We start from the raw sequence: 17,017 nt of genomic DNA on the forward strand, positions 1-17,017 counted from the left end.
TGCGTCGCCCGGTTTTCCACAGAGACCCGGTTGTCCACAGCAGCCCACATCAGCAGTACAGGCAGCGCGAGGATCGAGTCTCAACTTGAACGATCGGGGAAAGCTCATGCTGTCAGACACCACGAAGTCGCTCGCTTCATTCGAGCCGCAGCAGGTACTCGTTGCAGCCTGGGACGCATTCGATGTGGTCGGACGCGTGGCCGATGCCATTGCCTGGGAGCCAGAGGCGGACGAACTGCACGCGCTCGCCGCCGCGCAGGCGTGCGCGGCGGGTCGCGCTCTTCTTCCGCTGCCGGAGTTCGGCCGTCCTATGGATACGCCAGCCGTAGCAGCCGGCCCCGAAGGACTCGCCCCATGGGTCGACCTGCTGCACCAGGTGAGCGCCGCGCTCGTACGACTGAACGATGAGCAGAGCGCCGATGCGCGAGCCGTGCTCACCGAGGCGGCCCGGCACGCCGCCGTCGGCGCCGAAGCACTCGCAGCCGTTCGGCGGCAGTAATGGCGACCCTGGGAGATCTCTTCGATACGGCGGACAACCAGCTCGAGGCCGCAGCCCGCATAACGCTGAAGACGGCGAGCCCGGCCCTGAGGGCCGCGCTCGCTGAGGATCTTGATGGCCTGGTCAGCCGGCTGCTGGGAGTGCTGCCAGCGCGGCCGGCGAGCGGGCGGCGCCCGCCACAGAAGAGCTTCCTCGTACTGCACCTCGAACAGGCGCAGGCCTCACTGCGGACGGTCCGCCAGCTACTGCCCGCGCCCGACAGAGCGGCGCTAGGGCCGGCTGACATGGGCATCGCCGAAGCGACCCGCACAATCACGACCGTCCGCGACCTCATCGAGAGCCACCGAGGCCCCGACCGAGCCCCCTTGACCCCGTACGCGCACGCCTTCAGCAGCCAGCCGGCCCTCGACTACCTGGCCATGCGCACCGCTCGACTCACGTGGCAGGTGGGACGCGTAGCCGTACAGCTCGCGCAGGGACTTGGTGATCCGGCTGTGGTCGGGGCGCTCGAAGACGCGCGCGGCTCCCTGGACCGCGCTTCGGCCCTGGGGCGTCAGGCCGCGTCCAACGCGGACACGACCATCAGCGCGTTCCCGCTGGCGCTGCCGGTCGAGCCGGTGCAGGTCACGGTGAACGACGCCACCAGGTGGGTGACCACACGACTGTCCGAGGACTGCGAGCGGTTGTCCCGTGTGGCCTTCGAAGCCCTCTACGACTCCGCCGAGCACGCGTTGAGCGGCTCGGACCTGCAGCAACTATCAAGGTGGATGTCGATGGGCCGGCTGCTGGCCGGCCGGGTCCTCCTGCGCGTCGCCGAGCAGCACCCTGACGACGCCCTGGCGGCCGGGCTCCGGGAGGCGGCGGGGCCGCTACGTGAGTCTGCACAGGCGTGGCAGCAGGCAGCAGCAGCGTGGGACCGGATCGTCGACGCCGCCGATCCGCGCTCCCACCCCAAGCTACCCCCGCCGAGCTACGCGATCGTGCGGCGCGGCGAAGTCGTCCACCTCCCCCAAGTGGTCCCGCACGCGGCGACCGTCATCGCGCATACCTCCGCGGTCCGGATCGGGCAGTTGTTGTTCGGGGCAGACTGGCGTCCGGACAAGGGGAATCCAGGGGAGGCCCGATCTGGCGCCGCGATCCTCAGGGACGTTGGCGGCCAGGGGGCGCTTGGCGCCGCGCTGTACCGGCTGCCCGCGACAGGGTGGCAGCTAGCGGTGGCAGCCCCAGTGACTATTCAGCGGATCCAGCCCCGCTTGGTTACCGACTCGATCGAGCGCCGTCCGAAGAACCTTGACCCCCGGCTGCGCTTCTACCAGGTTCATCCCCGGCAAGTGGAGGCCCTGACGAAGGCGTACGACGCGGTACCTGGCGCCGAGCAGAAGGCTGCGGGGGCTTTGCTGAGGACAGCTCAGGCCGTCGGTGCCTCCGTTCCCAGGGCGGGTCTCGACGCCGCCGCCCACCAGATGCTCGCCGCCAGCCGAGGGTGGACCGGCCAGACCGCAACGCCGACCCCGGGTCCGCAGGTGGCTCGGCCCGCTGTGCCCGCCGAGTCTCGCTCGGGGTTGACCAGGTAACTAGCGGTCGACCGGTGCATACACGCGTGCGTTCCTCACAGGGGCGGATCGATGCCGCCAGTCAGCCGGGAGGCTTCAGCCTCGGCCGGATGAGCGGCTGGGCTGGTGGTCATGGGGGAGTTCGCCAGAAACGTCGTGAAGTCGTCCCCCGCGTCGGGTACGTGGGGCTCCGGGGCCGGCTGATGGCTAGTGGTGCAGGCCGGCAGGCTCAGGCGCGGCGTCAGCGCGTGGAGGGTGTTGATCCAGTCCGCCTCGCCGAGTTCCCGCCCGGGCCCTTCTGCCCCGGCGTAGGTACGGACCCAGCCCACGTACAGCGCGGTCAGGTGCTCGACGACCGGCGGGTGCCGGTACCAGCAGGCCGGGATGTTGTTGTGGAGCCCGAAGGTGTCGCGCAGCCAGCCGACCCACCGGGCGAGCTCGCGCAGTCGCTGGCGACGGTCGGCCGGCTCCATGGCCGCCCAGACCCAGCGCCTCGGAGGGGCCTTCGCGGCGGGCTGGCCGGGCCACAGCGCGGCTGGGTTGAGGAAGTCGTCAGACACCGCTGCCCGCACCCTCCTTCTCCAGGGACACGGTGGCGCCGGCGTCCGGGACGTGGGTGAGGTAGCGCTTGATGTCCTTGTCGCGGAACGTCAAACGCATTTTGATCTTGATGGGGGGCAGGTTGGCGTACTGGGCGATCGCGGTGAAGTCTTCGAGCTGCTGCAGGGAGTGGATCGGGGCGAGATCGGTCTCGGTGGGCGAGGTGCTCGTTGAGGCGTTGCCGGAGCCGCGGCTGTGCGAGGTACGCAGCACCTCGGTACGTCCGTACAGGCCGGAGAAGTAGCGCAGGGTCTCGAGGTCGCCGCAGCCGGGCAGCAGCATGCGCAGCCCGGACGCGGACAGGACGGTGTTTGCCTTCTGCATGCCGAGGACTTCGCGGAGCTGGCTGAGGTCGTGCCACACGGTCAGCAGGACGATGCCCATGCCTCGGCCGGTGGTGAGGATGTTCGGCAGGCGCGGGTAGCGGAGCATGTTGCCGGCCTCGTCGACCAGGACGCCGAGCGCGGGTTCGAGCGGCTTGCCGGTGGTGTTGTACCGGACTTCGGCCCCGTGGATGACCGAGGCGATGATCGAGGTCAGCAGCGGTGCGAACCGGTCGGCGTCGGACTCGGACGCGATCAGACAGACGGTGCCGTTGCGGTCCAGGAGCTCCTCGACGGTGAAGTCGGTGCCGGACGACGTCTCGCGGACCTCCTCGTCGGCGTACACGCGGGCCAGGACGTTCAGGCTGAACTGGATGGAGCCGATGCCGTCTTCGTGCAGACGGAGCCACGGAGAGGCGTAGTCGTCGGCGACCTCCGTGTAGCCGTGCTGCAACAGGACCGCCTTGACGTGGTCGACGGCGTCCTTGCCCAGGCCGAGCCAGCGGCGCATCGCGGTGACGCCGCCGCCGGAGAGGTGGGCGGCCAGTAGGACGCCCTTCAGGACGCTCTTGGCCTGGTCGATCCAGGGTGCCGAGCGCTTGTCGTCCCCGCTGGACGCGGCTTCGGCCATCCAGCCTGCCATGCGGTCGGCGGCGCGGGCGTCGGTGCAGTAGTCCACTGGGGACCATCGGTGCGTGGTGCGCCCCGGGATGCCGGCGGGGGCGATGACCCAGACCGGCCCGAGGTGGCGGCGGCGGGCGTAGATGACGTCGAGGTCTGCGGCCTTGGTGGTGGTCACCACAACGGGACCGGTCCACTCGGCTGCGTTCGGCAGCAACAGCCCGGTCGTCTTCGCCGATCCCGGGGTGCCGAACGCGGTCGCGGAGATGTTGGGCCGTCCGGCCACGATCTTGTTGGTGTGCTTGCCGCGGCCGGCGGTGATGCGGTTGGTCCGGCGGGCCGGGTCGGCGTGGACGGAGAGCTTGCGCTCCACTTTGGCCCCGCCCCACTGGGCGCCGCCCACACTGCCGCGGCCGGTGAACGCAGAGACGACCTTCACGAGCGGCAGCTGGACGGTAACGACCAGGAGTGCGGCGAGCGTGTAGAAGAGCCACGCAGGCGGGGCCGGGTCGTAAACGCGGCCCGGGCCGCGGACGAGGGCGAGCAGGACCGTCTCAGGAACGGATGCGGTGCTGCGGGCCCAGCCGTGGCCGGTCAGCAGCGCGGCGAGCGGGGCGGCGAGCATCACCGACCCGCCGACGGTGAGGAGGGCGCCGGCCCCGTACGCGGCGAGCAGCGTGTTGTCATCGACTGAGGCTCCGCCTCCTGACCTGCCCACTTCAGATCACCATCCGCTCGTCGGTTTCGAAGAGCTGCTCTTCGGTGTGAGAGAGGACCAACTGGACGGCGTGGGAGCCGCCGCCGCGGCCGACCTTCCACAGGGCTCTGCCGCGTTGGCCGGCTCCCCATGAGCTGATGAGGTCGCATTCCGCGTCGGTCAGGCCGATCACCTCGCGGGTCAGCCGCAGGGGGCGGGTGTCCTGGGCGAGCTGGATGCGGGTCTCGCAGGAGCTGATGAGGTCCTTGGCGATGTTCACAGCCTCGGAGCCGGCGGCTCCCACGGATTCGAAGTCGCTCAGGCGGTGCGTGGCGAGGACCTGGATGGTGCCGGTCGCCCGGCTGAGCCTCAGGTCGGCGTCGATCTTCTTGACCATGGCGGCGCCGCCGGAGCGCATCTGCCGCCACAGCTCGTCGCGGACGACGATCCAGGGGCGGGCGCCGGGGCGGTCGATGGCGGACTGGGCCCAGGAACTGACGCAGGACAGAACCATGGCGACGGTCTCGTCGCCGTAGCCCTCCAGGGCGCTGATGTCGACGGACTGGATCGGAGCATCCCAGTCCAGACTGATCGAGGTCTGCTGGTCGAACAGGCCACCCAGGTGACCGGTCACCATCCCGCCGAGCGCGGAGCGGATGGACGCCATCTGCTCGCGGGCGAGCTGCACCTCGTTGTCGCGCACGCGCAATTCACGGGCCATGGCGGCGGTGGGGTCGCGCAGCTTGTCGTACACCAGCGGCAGGGTGGGGACAGAGAGAGTGGTCTGCCCGTACAGCTCGCCGGTGACCTCGCGGACCGCGACGTCGAGCGCTTCCTCCTCCTGGGGATCAAGTCCCCGGCGGAGCTGGAGCTCCAGCAGAGCTTTCAGCAGGGTCAGGCGGCGGCGGTGGATCTCCTGCAGCCGTGAGCGGAGTTCGGCCTGGTCGGTGATCCTTTCCAGGCCCTGCCCGAGCGGCCCGGCGTCGAGCGGGTTCAGCCGGCCACGCAGCCCGGGGCCGAGCCGTACGGGCTCGGCGCCGAGGTGACGGCACAGGGCGGCGTACTCGCCCTTGACGTCGCCGGCGATGAGCGTGCGGTGCCCGAAGGCCATGAGCCGGAAGGACAGGGCCTTGACGTGCGCGCTCTTCCCGGAGCCGGGGATGCCGGTCACCATCACGTTCGGGTTGGTGACCAGGCCCTCCTGCACCCAGACGGCCGGGTGGGCGCTGAACGCTTCCGTGGTCAGGGTGTTCTGGCCCATGAACGCGCCGACGGCCGGCAGCGAGGCGGCGTGCAGGAAGGGGTACGCGCCTGCGGCGTTGGCCGTGTCGGCCCGGACGACTTCAGAGCGGGGGATCGAGGCGGCGCGGCCGGCGTAGGGGTGCGGCCACCCCCTCTTGGGGGCGAGCCGCATGGACGCGTCGGGATCTTCGAGCATCCGTGCGCGGCGCTGCTCGCGGGCGGACGGGGCCGGGGGCGCGGCCATGGGCTCGCGGGCGGAGACGATCAGTGGCGCGCCGGACAGATCGGTGGAGTCGTCGCGGCGGCGGGTGCGCAGCAGGCCCATCAGAAGCCGATCCTCCGGTCCGGGAGTCCCTGGCCGAGGGGCAGTGCGGCGATGGCGAAGCCGACGTCCTGGCTGCCCCACATGCGGCGCAGTTCCAGACCGGCTGCGGAGGCGTCCGCGGTCAGTTCGGCGCACGCGGTCTCCAGCTCGTCGGCGTCGGTGACCGTAACGACGAGGACGGCCGTCATCCGCAGCACGCCCTGGCCCGCAGCCCGCGCCATGTCCTGGCGGCGTGCGGTCTCGACCTCGCGGCGCTCGTCCTCGGACTCGTCGCGACCGGTCTTGGCCCGGAAGTAGCGGGCGCTGGAACGCCGGGCTTTCTCCTTCGACAGCTCCTGGCGCGCGCGGCGCGGGCCCATAGGCTCGTAGACGATGCTCAGCGCCCGCCGGGCGTTCTGCTTGGGTCGCAGAAGCGGCTGCAGGAACGTGGCGTGCACTTCGGACTGCGGCCAGCCGCGGACCTGGTACGACACGGAATATGCGCCGTCGTGCTCGTACGCGCCCATGGTGGTGACGGCGTAGGCGGGGCCGGCGAGCTCCGGGGCGACACCGGCGGGGGTCCCCTGCCAGTCCGGCTGCTGTGCGGCGGCGGCGCGGGTGGCGAACTCGATCTGGCTGGTCGGCTCGTAGGCCGTGCGCAGCGTGCGAGCGACGCCGCGGGGGTTAAGCCACTCGACGACTTGCAGGCTGGCGGTACTCAAGGCGCCGTGCATGGTGCTGATCTCGCGTACCAGGACGGCGGCGGCGCCGATCTGTCCGCCGCCGGCGCCCTTGATGGCGAGGCGGGCGCGGCTGGCCGAGAGCGTCACCGCGAGATAGGTCTCGCGGGTGGTGGCGGCGGGCCCGGCACCTTCCATCAGTTCCGACAGTGCCTGTACGGCGGCCTGCGGCGCATCGGGGGACAGGTGACGGGTCGTCCACGACCGCAGCGCCGCTCCGTCGTCGGGCAGGCAGCGCTGGTGCACTGCGATCCGGGTGATCGGTGTGTCCTCGGTGCAGTAGGTGCGCAGGAAGCTGGCCCAGGTCGCGACGCGGCTGGCCTGCCGGTCGGTGTCGACCAGGGCGAGACCGGGGAAAGTGACCCGGGCGATGGCGGTGTAGGTGCCGGCGACCGGGTCGTGGACGACGCCCAGGTGGCCACCGAGTCCGTCCGGGGCCTCCAGGATCCGCAGGCGCGCCAGCACGCCCGGCAGGTCCATCGGCTGTTCGCCGGTGACCTGGGAGCGCGGAGCGTACGCCCCGGACATGAAGATGTTTTGCTTTCGAGCCACAGCGATCTGATGCCTTACTGCCAGGAGAATCCACTCGTCGGCGCTCAGTCCGAGCACTCGCCCGAAGGCGAGGACCAGGAGGAGCAGAGCGATCGGCAGGAAGAGGCCAGCGGCACTCCAACTGCCGAGGTTCAGGGGGATGATGGTGGCCACGGAGGCGGCGGCAACCATGGCGAAGCCGGGGCCGGACAGGTTGCCCATGAACCCGGACTTCTCGTTCTGCCAGCCGCCGTAGGTCACGGGCTGGGACGACATCGGATCAGTCCTCCTTCGCAGGTCGGGGTGCCGGCGGACGCGGGGAGGGCGGCACTTCCACGGGCCGCTGCGGCTCAGGTGCGGCTGGAGGATGACCGGGTTGGGCGCTGTGCGGCTCGGGGAAACCGGACCGACGGGCGATGACGACGTGCCGACCACCGGGCGAGCCGTGGTCGAGTCCGGCGTTCGCCGCGGTGTTGGCCATGCCGGACTCCAGCGCGTCCTTTCCGGCTGCGGCCACCTGCAGGGGGAGCGCGACCGTGCCGAGCACCTTCGTGCCGAACGAGCGGGCACCGGCCTTGCGGGCGCCAGCGGCGAAGCCGAGGTCGCCTGTGGGCGGGGCGGCCTGGCTGTTCTCGCGCTCCAGCGCGCGGGTGTATCCGCTGCCGCCCCCGACCGCTCCGGCTCCTCCGAGCTCGGGGCGGCCGCCGGTGGCCGAGGAGCCGGCTGTGCTGAGCAGGCCGGAGGCCATGGAGCTGCCGCCGCCATTGGTGGTGAAGGTCAGGAACTTGGCCAGGACGGACCAGGCGAGGCAGGCGAGCAGGAAGATCAGCAGCCCGACGATCATGTTCTGTACGCCGCGGCCTTCGGACATGGCGAAGAAGCCGATGCTGAAGACGAGGACGATCGCAGGCTTCATCAGGATGAGGCTGATGAGAGCGTTGCGGGCCCTCGGCCACCAGTCGGCGGTGGCGTCCAACATCTGGCCGGCCAGCACGATCGGCATGGATGCCACCAGGATCATGATTCCGGCCTGGCGGAGCAGGACCTCCAGCCACAGGGCGGCGATCGCGATGATGCAGACGATGCCGATGACGATGATGACGCCGACGGCGGACGCGGCCACTCCTTCGCCGGTGATCAGGGCGCCGCCGATGGTGGCGCCTCCGCCGCCTCCGGTGATCAGACCGCCGAACAGTTTGCCGAGCTGCTGCTGCAAGGCCTTGGTGGCATCGGCTTCGCGGGTGCCGCCGCCTTCGAAGCTGTAGTTGATGATCCAGGTGCTGATGGCGTCGGCAACGCCGAGCGCGGCCTGGGTTGCGGTCCAGTAGACCGAGGAGATCACCGCCCACTTGACCAGACCCACGATCGCGGTGGCGGCCGGCTCACCCTGGTGCGAGATGCTGACCTTGCCCCACTGAATCAGCAGCAGGAAGGTGGCGATGACCACGGACAGTGCCGTGGCGATGCCCCAGACCTTGCCGATGCCGGTGTTGTCCAGGTCGATAGTGGAGGCGCTGTCGAAAGCCTTCGCGAACTCTTCCAGCAGCCACACGACGGCCTTGCCGATGTAGCTGGCGGCCTCCTGCAGAGCGTCTGAGGCGAGCTCGGAGATCTTGCCGGCGACCCAGTCGAGCGGGCCGTCGGTCTCCAACGGGTACTTCGCGTAGGCCTTCTGGCTGCAGTCGAGGAACGCACCGCCCGTCTCGACGCACCCGCTGATCATCGTGTTGCGCTTCTCGAAGCCCTTCTGGAGCTTGGCCTTCTCCCGCCATTTGGCGAGCTGCCGCATCTCGAAGTCCCTGCGGTCGGCTTCCGGGCAGGACGGTGACGCGACGCCGTCGGGGCCCTCGCAGATGTCGATCGTCCCGGGCAGTTCGCCCGCCTCCGCCGGGCGGCAGCCTTCGACGTCGGGGTCGTCGATCAGGCAGTACTTGCCGTCGTTGTCGATACCCACGCTGTCGCCGGCCGCGGCCCACTCTTTCGGGATCGGGTCGGGCGGCCCGACGTCCGCGTGCGCGTGCGGGTTGTCGGCCATGGCCGCTGGAGCGGTGACCAGTCCTCCCGCCCAGCAGGACCATAAGGCGAGCAGCAGGCACACCACGCTGGCGTAGCGCCGCGCGGTGTGATCAGTCCTCATGGAGCACCTGCCACCAGCCGTCCTGCCACGCGTAGGGGGAATCGGGGTCGTAGGCGACGGGATAGGTCCGCTTCGCCCAGAGCTCCGGTTCGTTCGTGAGCTTCCAGGCCCCGTTCTGCCACTTCACGATCACGTCGGACGTCTCGTCCCGGAGCGGGTTCTTGTCCGCGCCCCCGTCGGGGCCTGTGGCGTACCGGTCATAGACGAACCAGATGTGCAGGACGTCACCGAGCGGCAGCCCCTCGGCTCGGATGGTCTTGGCGCGTACAGCCTTGACGCTGGTGGTGAAGGTCAGTCCGGCCGGGTTGCCACCGGAGGGTGGCAGGCCGACGCCTTCACGGAGCTTGCGGACCTCGCTGACCTTCTGGTCGACGTAACCGGAAGTATCGGGAGAGACGGCCGCCTCGAGCTGCTGTCGGGCCTTCTGGTCGTCCAGGAGGGCGTACTCCTCGGTGAAGTACACGGCCATGCTGATGGCGCCTTTGGTGTTGTGAGGGAAGCCGGTGGAGATGCCGTTTGCCTGCCCCGTCGGCGCGACGAGATGAAACGGCTTGGCCTTCGCCGGTGTCATGTCCTTGTTCCACAGGCCACTCGGGTGCGATGAGACTGGAGCGCTGGTTGTCGGCTTCGCCGCATGGGGCGCCTTGCCGTCCGCGGGTTCCAGCACGGAGACAGTGAAGACGACGCCGGTCGTGACGGCAGCGACAGCCAGAAGACCGATGCCGGCGAGGGTGAACTGGGCACGACGGGCGCTTCGGTCGTGGCTCGCCACCGGGCTCACTGCCCCTTGGCCAAGCCATAGAACGCCATGACGAGGGAGGCGGTCAGGCCGATTCCGCCAGCTCCGATCAGGGACCACAGAATGCTCTGCTTGCCCCGTGCGGCCAAGGGGGCGCGTTCGGTGTTGTGCCCCACTGCCACCAGGGCCCAGCCAATGAGTCCGCCGAGGACGGCACCGGCCAGGCCGAGACCGGCTGTCCACGCCAGGATGGTCTGAATCGGCGTGCTGACGTTGCTCGGCAGCGACGGGGTGAAGGCCGGCACGGGGCCGTCTGCAGGAACACGGAAGTGAGGGTCAGTAAGGGTGGCCATCACGTGCAGGAGTTGACTCATCGTCAATGCCTTGTCAGGTAGCGAGCGACGGGGTGAGACAGCGCCGCCGGGACTGGGGCTGCCGGCAGCGGCGTTCCCCACGTGCCGTGGGCGGTGTCGAGTACGGCCTTAGCGATTCGGTCGGCGGCCTGCCGCGTTGTGCTCTGGGTTCGCAGCGGCTCGCGCAGTCCGTGTGCGCGGATCTGGGTGTCGAAGGGCAGGTGCACAACGGCCGCGGCTCGCGAGGCGAGCATGGCGCCAGCGGCCCGCACGGCTGGAGCCGGGCGACCATCGGAGAGGCCCACCAGGACCACGACCATCCGCTGCAGCGGCAGGCCCTCGGCGTGTAGGGCCATGGTCGCCTGCTGGAGGGCCTGGACGCCGGTGGCGGTAGCCGCGGCGCACAGGAGGGGAACCGAGTACAGCAGTTCGCACCAGCCCCTGGTCTGTCCCTGCCGCTGCTCGTATCGAGCGGCGAGCACGTCGTGCGCGACGGGATGAACGGTGTCCGCGATGACGGCCTGCCAGCCCCCGATCGCGGCGAGCTGATACCAGGCGGCCGGCGGCTCAGGCAGAAACAGTGGCGGTGCGTGCCACTCTCGGGTGTCCGTAAGGACCTGCCACCGGCCGCCCGGGCTGTGCCGGTGCACGCTGGCCGCGAGGACAGCGGAGCGCGTCAGGGGCCGATCGGGCGCAAGCGCGGCCAGTCCGCTGCTCTCGGGAGCGGAGCCGTACTCGGGCCAGGGAGAGGTGAGGCGCGGGGCCGTATCCAGCACCACCGTCCGAGCGAACGCTGCGAATTCGCCCGCGAGCAGAGCAGCAACCGTGGTTCTGCCGCTGCCGCCAGTCGCCGCCATCACCGGCAGAACCACGCGCGCCGGCTCAGGTAACTGAGGTCGGATTGCAGGTGCTTTCCTCACCGTACCCCTAACGCCATACACGATATTTGCGTCCGCGAAGTAACGCCGTCTGCAGTTCCCTGTGCAGCAAGGGTGGATCATTGCACATCACGCAGGCCCCCCTTGAAGTGAAGATATGAAAGTCCTACTGGCTTGGGTTGATGGCATAGGGTTACGACTCGTCACTGCCAACCACTCAGGGGTGGCAGCGACGAGGGGCACGCTTCCAGTGTGCAAATCCGATGCGGCACGGGGGTGACGTGAGGCTCAGAGGCCTAATCGCACCAGTGGGATTAGCCCTGGTGATGACTCCGCTCGCCCTAGGGGTGGCCGTCGTGATGCTGATCGCGACGTTCAACGACTCCGAGGACGGAACCGATATCTCGCCGATCGGCGCCGGCCTGAAGGTCGGACCGGGCGCCGTACCAGCGCAGTACGTTCAGATGATCACGGATGCCGCCGCAGCATGCGACCAAGGCCTGACGCCGCAGGTCCTGGCGGCACAGCTCAAGCGCGAGTCGGGTTTCAACCCGACAGCCACCAGCTCCGCAGGCGCGATGGGTATCGCGCAGTTCCTGCCCGGCACCTGGGCCACCGAGGGCATCGACGGAAATGGTGACGGCACGAAGGACGTCTGGAACCCCGCCGATGCCATCCCTTCCCAGGGCAGCCTGATGTGCAAGCTGCTACGCACCGCCAAGAACCACCCCGGCTACAAGGGCAGCCCGATCGAGCTCGCACTTGCTGGCTACAACGCGGGCTGGAGGCGCGTGGACCAGTTCCGCGGCGTGCCGCCGATCTGGTGGGCGCGCAAGCCAGGCCAGAAGGAAGGGGAGACCTACCGCTACGTCAAGGTCATCATGCAGATGAGCATCGAGCTCACTGCCGAGGCTCCAGGCGGTGCCATCCCGCTTCCAGCCGGGTACGAACTCCCCTCGGACACCCCGCGCGAGATCAAGACCTCCGTTGCCTGGGCCCTGCGGGCTAGAGGCGGCTGGTACCAGTGGGGCGGCATGTGCACCAACCCCCACAGCATCAACCCCGTTGAGCGGTGCGACTGCTCCTCGCTGATGCAGCAGGCCTACAAGGCCGCCGGAATCACCATCCCCCGCGTCACGTACGACCAGGTCAACACCGGCCGCCAAGTCCACATGGACGCCCCCAAGCCCGGCGATCTCGTCTTCAACGCCGGCTCGGACGGCTCGGACGCCCGCCCGGGCCACGTCGGCATGTACATCGGCCACGACATGATCGTCGAAGCGCCGCGCACCGGCGTCCAGACCCGCGTCGTCAGCTACCGCGCCTGGCGTACCTCCACGAGCGCTGTCACCCGCATCACCGAAGTCCGCCGGGTCGTGGACTGGTGATGCCACGTTCAACACCGGAGACCACCATGCCCACCGAACCGCTCTACCGCCCCTGGGGCACGCCCACCGCCGACTTCTGGCAGACCGACATTGCCATCGAGAGTGACGACACCCCTCCCACCGGCCACGGCGAGAGCATCCGCGAACGCCTGGCCCGCGTCGCTGCCACGGCCGCAGGCGGGAACCTCGACGACGCCATAATCCTCGCCGAACAGATCGACAACGACGCGACCGCCGAGCACGGAGAGAGTGATCGCAACACCATCGAAGCACGCGAAGTCAGGGGATACCTGGCTCACCTGATGGGAGACCAGAGAGCGGCAGTGGGCTTCTACCTGCACTCACTGCAGCTTCGTGCCAACGTCCAAGGCGTGGACCACCCGGACACAGCCGAAGCCGCCCGCCGTGCGTACAGCCTGTGGTGCTCCGTCCCCGACGGGCTCGAATCCCAACGCCTCGGCGGCGAACTGCTTGCTACGGTGACCGACGTCCTCGGGGCCGACTCGACCGTAGCCGCCCACACACGCGACCGGCTCACCAGAGCCCAGGACCAGCCCCTTCCTGCCGCAGCGACCACAGCGCCCAGAGGTTGGCTGCGCTCCTTCGCCAATCAGCTTCCGTAAGCGCGCCGGCACAGACGCGAGACTTGATCGGTCGGCCTCTCGGCATGTCGACGGCTCCGGGTCTTGGGCGGGATGGACCCGGGGCCTCGACGCGTCACGGGGGGGGCGGGCGTCGCCGGGGCGGAATCTGTAGGCGGGCGGGCAGAGCCGAGTGGCGGGGTGCTGGGGACGGCAGCGAAGCCAGTGACGGCGAGGAGGAGCGCGCCGCCGGGGACGGTGCGCCGGCGGTGGATGGCTCCGCGAATCGCGGAGCTGCCCCGGGGCGGCGGGTGCGGCTGGCGGACGGTGGGCCTGCGACCTGCTGCACTTCATCCCCGACGCCGAGCGCCTGGCCGCCGCGTTCTGGCCCGGCGACCTCGCCCTGTTCCTCTCGAGGCGCGACCCGGCGACGGAGCCCGGTACACCGTCGTCGGCTCACCCGCCCTGACCACCCACGCCCCCGGCCCCCTCGGTGCTCTCGCCCTTGCGGTACCCGGACTGCTCGCGGCCACCACCGTCAGCATCTCCGGCGACGCCGGTCCCACCGACCGCGGGCCCGCCATCACAAAGGGGGGTGCGACGTTCCCCAGGCATGGCACCCTGCCTGGATGGGGCATTACTCATATCTGGTTGCTGGCGACTGCCAGTTCCTCTACGCCCGCGATCACTACGACGCGGAACTGGCAGCGCTCTTCATCGAGACCGACCGCAAGTTCATCGGCGCTGACGGCGGCGAGGTCATCCCTGGCGACGAGGGGCCCGAGAGCGAGTACGCGCTCGGGTACTACACCACCGCCCGGGCGTTGCGGCAGCGTCTCAACACGCAGGGGTTCACCTCGCGTCGTGCCGTTGCCAGCCTGGGAGAGGGCATCGAAGAGTGGCGCAAGCGCTATGAAAGCGAGGAACAGAGGCAACCGCGGGAACGGCTGGCGCAGGGCGACTCGGTGTGGGAGACCGTCCGGCCCCCGCGCGAGCCCAACGAACTACTCGCCGCCATCGGCGAGGCGATCCGACCGCGCCGGTCGGCTGAATCGTTCGCCACATTGCAGGAGTACCTCCAGTACGAGAATCAGTTCACCGAGACCGTCAGTGACGTCGAGGAGCTCCGCTGGTTCGTTGAGGGACGCAGCCTGATACGGCTGATCACCGACCAGGCCCTCGACGACACGCGGGTCGGGCTGAACCTCGGAGAGTTGACTGGCTGCTGCGTGCACCTCGACACGACGCAGCCCATCGCAGGACACACACGCGAGAGCCAGCTCGCAGCCCTGCCAGATAATGCCCCGCTGATCGTGCTCACTGAGGGAAGCACCGACTCCCGCCTTCTCACCGAGGCTATGCACATCACGCATCCGCACCTCGTGGGCTTCGTCCGCTTCATCGACTACGCCGGAAGGAAGGCCCAGGGCGGTGTGGGCATGCTCGTGAACCTTGTGAACGCGTTCATCGCGGCCGGCGTCGCCCATCGTTTCGTGGCCATCGCCGACAACGACGCCGGCGGGCATGAGGCGTTCGCCAAGCTGAAGAAGCAGGGACTTCCTGAAGGCTGCAAAGCCTTGCACTACCCGGACTTGCCCCTGCTGGCCAGTTACCCCACGACCGCCGATTCAGCGTCCTCAACCATTTCGATGACAGACGTGAACGGTGTTGCCGGTTCCCTGGAGATGTACCTCGGCAAAGACGTATTGACCACCGACGGCACCCTCATGCCAGTCCACTTGGGGAACTTCATCCCCACCGTGCAGCGACACCAGGGGGCGCTTTCGAAGACACACAAGGGTCTGGTGCACAAGGCGTTCGAGGCGAAGATCAGGACAGCCCAACGCGAGCAGCACAGCGGCACCGGCGACTGGAGCGGCGTGCACGCCATCATCGAGAGCATCGTCCACGCCTTCGACTGAACGACCCTCTCGTTGGCATTCAACCTAGTCGCCCCAGATCAGGACCCTGCACACGACTCACTTCGCTGTCCAAGGACAGTCAGCATCGGCATACGCCGAGGCAGTGATCGCATACGCCGGTCAGGTCGTGCTGGCGTGCAGTGCACGGCGCGGCGCAGGGGTTTCCGCCATCGCGGGCGCGGTCCATTTGTACGTCCTTCGGGCTGTATAGGCCCCTGCCGCCACAGAGGTAGTAGCCGTTGTCGGCGGCGAACATGCGGACGGAGGAGACCTGAAGGGTCTTGCCCTTGTCCGGCCCTCTGGTGATGGTCAGCCAGTCGCCCGCTTTGTGCATTGACATCGGTTGTCTCCTTGGGAGGCGGGCGGGGAACACGTCGAGCTCCCCGGTGTGCTTCGCCCATGATGATGAGCGGGAGCTCGCCGGTGGCAGTCCTCGAACCGGGACTGCCAGCCGTGGCGGACGGCGACGGCCCGGCCCTCCCGCTGGTAGCTGGGAGGGCCGGGCGGTACGCCGCAGGCGCGTGTGGGTGCGGACGTACGAGGGCGGCCCGGCTCCCCCCCGCTAAGGATTGGGGGAACCAGGCCGCTGCACTGCATCGTCAGATGACGAAGCGCGCGTCCTGAATGGCGGTGATGAGGGCGGTGAAAGCCGTCGCGTCGAAGACGATGGCAGGGCCGTCTGGGTTCTTCGAATCGCGAACAGCGAAACCGCCCCAGGACGGCACGTCGGCGATCTCGACGCACTGACTTTCTCCACCGCCGGAGTACGACGACTTCCGCCACTGGACTGGCCCCAAGTCGGGAGCGTTAAGGCCGGTCTTGCTAGCCACGGGCGTTTCCTTCCATGTAGCTCTGGATCTTTTGCCGGGATTCTTCGGCGGGGAGGGCAGCTTCCAGGACGGCGTCGAACGCCTCCTTGAACGCTGCGACATCCTCCGGTTCCTCCAGGAACATCCCACCCCGCAGGTGATCGACCGTCACCAGGGCGGGCCAGGGGCGCCGGAAGTCCATGATCGTCATGTTGCTGGTGAGGCCCGGATGCGGGGGTGCGTCCAGGGGCATGACGCGGATGGTGATGTTGTCGCGCTTGGAGATCTCGAGCAGGCTGCGGAGCTGGTCTCGCATCACGTCGGCCGCGACGGTGCTGACGCGCGGGTAGAGAGCGGACTCGTCGATGACTGTCTCCAGTACGACGGGGTTCTCGGCCCGGGTGAGGACCGACTTCCTCGCCTGTCGCACCTGCACCAAGGAGTCGGCGTGCTTGCGGACAGACTCGCTGGGAGAGCTGAAGATCGCGGCATGGGCGTAGGCCGGCGTCTGCAGGAGGGCGTGGATGAGCTGGGGGAAGTAGGCGCGTATCGTCAGCGCGATCGACTCCAGCGCGATGGAGTCGGCGTAGGGCCGGGGAAGGATGTCGTCGAACGCCGTCCACCACGGTCGCGGTCCGCCTTCCGCAGCCTCGGCGAGCTCTGCGATGACCTCGTTGTCCGCGACTCCATACGCCGTCAGTAGCTTCTCGAGCTCCGTGGCCTTGATGAGGTACTGCCCTGTCTCAACCCGCGAAAGACGCGTGCTCTCCCAGCCGAGGTACGAGGCAGCCTGCGCGAGGGTGACGCCCGCCTGCTTGCGGAACTGGCGGAGCAAACCCCCAAGTCGCCGCCGTATGACCGGCGGTGTCGTCTGAGTAGTGGCCATACGCGGAGTCTTTCACAACATTGCAACTTGCAGGAGGGGCACGGCAGTTCGAAGCTGCGGATCGCGACCGCAATATTGCGGATGCCCCACAAGTAGGAGCATGCTGGGCGCAGGCCGGATGACCGTTCATCAGGTTCCATCCGCGTGCGTACGCACGGTCACGCCACTGAACCGCCGGGTCTGAGCAGGGCCCGGCACGGCGGCCTCCGTCTCC

General features: G+C 69.0%; 16 protein-coding genes. 5 read left to right on the forward strand and 11 right to left on the reverse strand.

What is annotated here, in order from left to right; genetic code table 11:
• The first annotated feature begins 106 nt into the window (after positions 1-106).
• Together ABZ135_RS31295 and ABZ135_RS31300 are read left to right on the forward strand one after the other, a co-directional pair.
• Positions 107-499, forward strand: a complete 393-nt coding sequence (locus ABZ135_RS31295) for a hypothetical protein (RefSeq protein WP_356700468.1) — start codon at positions 107-109, stop codon at positions 497-499.
• A complete protein-coding gene (locus ABZ135_RS31300) occupies positions 499-2,073 on the forward strand; it encodes a hypothetical protein (RefSeq protein ID WP_356700470.1) in 1,575 nt (524 codons plus the stop codon). The genes ABZ135_RS31295 and ABZ135_RS31300 overlap by 1 nt, the downstream gene beginning before the upstream one ends.
• Before the next feature lie 35 nt (positions 2,074-2,108).
• Here ABZ135_RS31300 and ABZ135_RS31305 read toward each other — a convergent pair whose 3' ends face one another.
• The 8 genes from ABZ135_RS31305 to ABZ135_RS31340 form a co-directional block, all read right to left on the reverse strand.
• A complete protein-coding gene (locus tag ABZ135_RS31305) occupies positions 2,109-2,612 on the reverse strand; it encodes a hypothetical protein (RefSeq protein ID WP_356700472.1) in 504 nt (167 codons plus the stop codon).
• On the reverse strand, positions 2,605-4,314 hold the full coding sequence (locus ABZ135_RS31310) for a type IV secretory system conjugative DNA transfer family protein (protein WP_356700474.1): 1,710 nt from the start codon (positions 4,312-4,314) through the stop codon (positions 2,605-2,607). The genes ABZ135_RS31305 and ABZ135_RS31310 overlap by 8 nt, the downstream gene beginning before the upstream one ends.
• Before the next feature lies 1 nt (position 4,315).
• Positions 4,316-5,860 carry a type VI secretion protein gene (locus tag ABZ135_RS31315; RefSeq protein ID WP_356700476.1) on the reverse strand — a complete coding sequence of 515 codons (1,545 nt, stop codon included), beginning with the start codon at positions 5,858-5,860 and terminating at the stop codon, positions 4,316-4,318.
• Positions 5,860-7,386 carry an SCO6880 family protein gene (locus ABZ135_RS31320; protein ID WP_356700478.1) on the reverse strand — a complete coding sequence of 509 codons (1,527 nt, stop codon included), beginning with the start codon at positions 7,384-7,386 and terminating at the stop codon, positions 5,860-5,862. The genes ABZ135_RS31315 and ABZ135_RS31320 overlap by 1 nt, the downstream gene beginning before the upstream one ends.
• Positions 7,387-7,390: 4 nt before the next feature.
• Complete coding sequence (locus ABZ135_RS31325; protein ID WP_356700480.1) at positions 7,391-9,247, reverse strand: hypothetical protein; 1,857 nt, start codon at positions 9,245-9,247, stop codon at positions 7,391-7,393.
• Entirely contained in the window at positions 9,237-9,818 is a 582-nt protein-coding gene (locus tag ABZ135_RS31330; protein WP_356700482.1) for a hypothetical protein, read from the reverse strand. The genes ABZ135_RS31325 and ABZ135_RS31330 overlap by 11 nt, the downstream gene beginning before the upstream one ends.
• Positions 9,819-10,024: 206 nt before the next feature.
• On the reverse strand, positions 10,025-10,360 hold the full coding sequence (locus ABZ135_RS31335; RefSeq protein ID WP_356700484.1) for a hypothetical protein: 336 nt from the start codon (positions 10,358-10,360) through the stop codon (positions 10,025-10,027).
• Positions 10,361-10,362: 2 nt separating this feature from the next.
• Complete coding sequence (locus ABZ135_RS31340) at positions 10,363-11,211, reverse strand: hypothetical protein (protein WP_356700486.1); 849 nt, start codon at positions 11,209-11,211, stop codon at positions 10,363-10,365.
• 365 nt (positions 11,212-11,576) lie between these two features.
• On the opposite strand from ABZ135_RS31340, the gene ABZ135_RS31345 reads away from it, so the two are divergent.
• From ABZ135_RS31345 to ABZ135_RS31355, 3 genes are all read left to right on the forward strand, one after another.
• The gene (locus ABZ135_RS31345) at positions 11,577-12,605 is read left to right on the forward strand and encodes a bifunctional lytic transglycosylase/C40 family peptidase (RefSeq protein ID WP_356700529.1); all 1,029 of its coding nucleotides are present in this window, start codon (positions 11,577-11,579) and stop codon (positions 12,603-12,605) included.
• Between the two features lie 26 nt (positions 12,606-12,631).
• Positions 12,632-13,228: a hypothetical protein gene (locus ABZ135_RS31350; RefSeq protein WP_356700488.1), complete on the forward strand. Its 597-nt coding sequence runs from the start codon at positions 12,632-12,634 to the stop codon at positions 13,226-13,228.
• 587 nt (positions 13,229-13,815) lie between these two features.
• Complete coding sequence (locus ABZ135_RS31355) at positions 13,816-15,108, forward strand: HEPN/Toprim-associated domain-containing protein (protein WP_356700490.1); 1,293 nt, start codon at positions 13,816-13,818, stop codon at positions 15,106-15,108.
• Between the two features lie 79 nt (positions 15,109-15,187).
• Here the strand turns inward: ABZ135_RS31355 and ABZ135_RS31360 are convergent, their stop codons facing one another.
• From ABZ135_RS31360 to ABZ135_RS31370, 3 genes are all read right to left on the reverse strand, one after another.
• Positions 15,188-15,448 carry a hypothetical protein gene (locus ABZ135_RS31360; RefSeq protein WP_356700492.1) on the reverse strand — a complete coding sequence of 87 codons (261 nt, stop codon included), beginning with the start codon at positions 15,446-15,448 and terminating at the stop codon, positions 15,188-15,190.
• 259 nt (positions 15,449-15,707) lie between these two features.
• Entirely contained in the window at positions 15,708-15,938 is a 231-nt protein-coding gene (locus tag ABZ135_RS31365; protein ID WP_356700494.1) for a DUF397 domain-containing protein, read from the reverse strand.
• Positions 15,931-16,803, reverse strand: a complete 873-nt coding sequence (locus tag ABZ135_RS31370; RefSeq protein WP_356700496.1) for a helix-turn-helix transcriptional regulator — start codon at positions 16,801-16,803, stop codon at positions 15,931-15,933. Before ABZ135_RS31370 ends, ABZ135_RS31365 begins: the two co-directional genes overlap by 8 nt.
• Between the last annotated feature and the right edge of the window lie 214 nt (positions 16,804-17,017).

It is taken from the genome of Streptomyces sp. NPDC006339 (assembly GCF_040612775.1).
In the GTDB taxonomy this organism is placed as follows: Bacteria; Actinomycetota; Actinomycetes; order Streptomycetales; family Streptomycetaceae; genus Streptomyces.

What these genes read in the sequence shown, in the direction of transcription:
- ABZ135_RS31295 (WP_356700468.1), top strand. Translation starts at nt 107, where the DNA reads ATGCTGTCAGACACCACGAAGTCGCTCGCTTCATTCGAGCCGCAGCAG.
- ABZ135_RS31300 (WP_356700470.1), top strand. Translation starts at nt 499, where the DNA reads ATGGCGACCCTGGGAGATCTCTTCGATACGGCGGACAACCAGCTCGAG.
- ABZ135_RS31315 (WP_356700476.1), bottom strand. Translation starts at nt 5,860, where the DNA reads ATGGGCCTGCTGCGCACCCGCCGCCGCGACGACTCCACCGATCTGTCC.
- ABZ135_RS31320 (WP_356700478.1), bottom strand. Translation starts at nt 7,386, where the DNA reads ATGTCGTCCCAGCCCGTGACCTACGGCGGCTGGCAGAACGAGAAGTCC.
- ABZ135_RS31325 (WP_356700480.1), bottom strand. Translation starts at nt 9,247, where the DNA reads ATGAGGACTGATCACACCGCGCGGCGCTACGCCAGCGTGGTGTGCCTG.
- ABZ135_RS31330 (WP_356700482.1), bottom strand. Translation starts at nt 9,818, where the DNA reads ATGACACCGGCGAAGGCCAAGCCGTTTCATCTCGTCGCGCCGACGGGG.
- ABZ135_RS31335 (WP_356700484.1), bottom strand. Translation starts at nt 10,360, where the DNA reads ATGAGTCAACTCCTGCACGTGATGGCCACCCTTACTGACCCTCACTTC.
- ABZ135_RS31345 (WP_356700529.1), top strand. Translation starts at nt 11,577, where the DNA reads ATGCTGATCGCGACGTTCAACGACTCCGAGGACGGAACCGATATCTCG.
- ABZ135_RS31350 (WP_356700488.1), top strand. Translation starts at nt 12,632, where the DNA reads ATGCCCACCGAACCGCTCTACCGCCCCTGGGGCACGCCCACCGCCGAC.
- ABZ135_RS31355 (WP_356700490.1), top strand. Translation starts at nt 13,816, where the DNA reads ATGGGGCATTACTCATATCTGGTTGCTGGCGACTGCCAGTTCCTCTAC.
- ABZ135_RS31360 (WP_356700492.1), bottom strand. Translation starts at nt 15,448, where the DNA reads ATGTCAATGCACAAAGCGGGCGACTGGCTGACCATCACCAGAGGGCCG.
- ABZ135_RS31370 (WP_356700496.1), bottom strand. Translation starts at nt 16,803, where the DNA reads ATGGCCACTACTCAGACGACACCGCCGGTCATACGGCGGCGACTTGGG.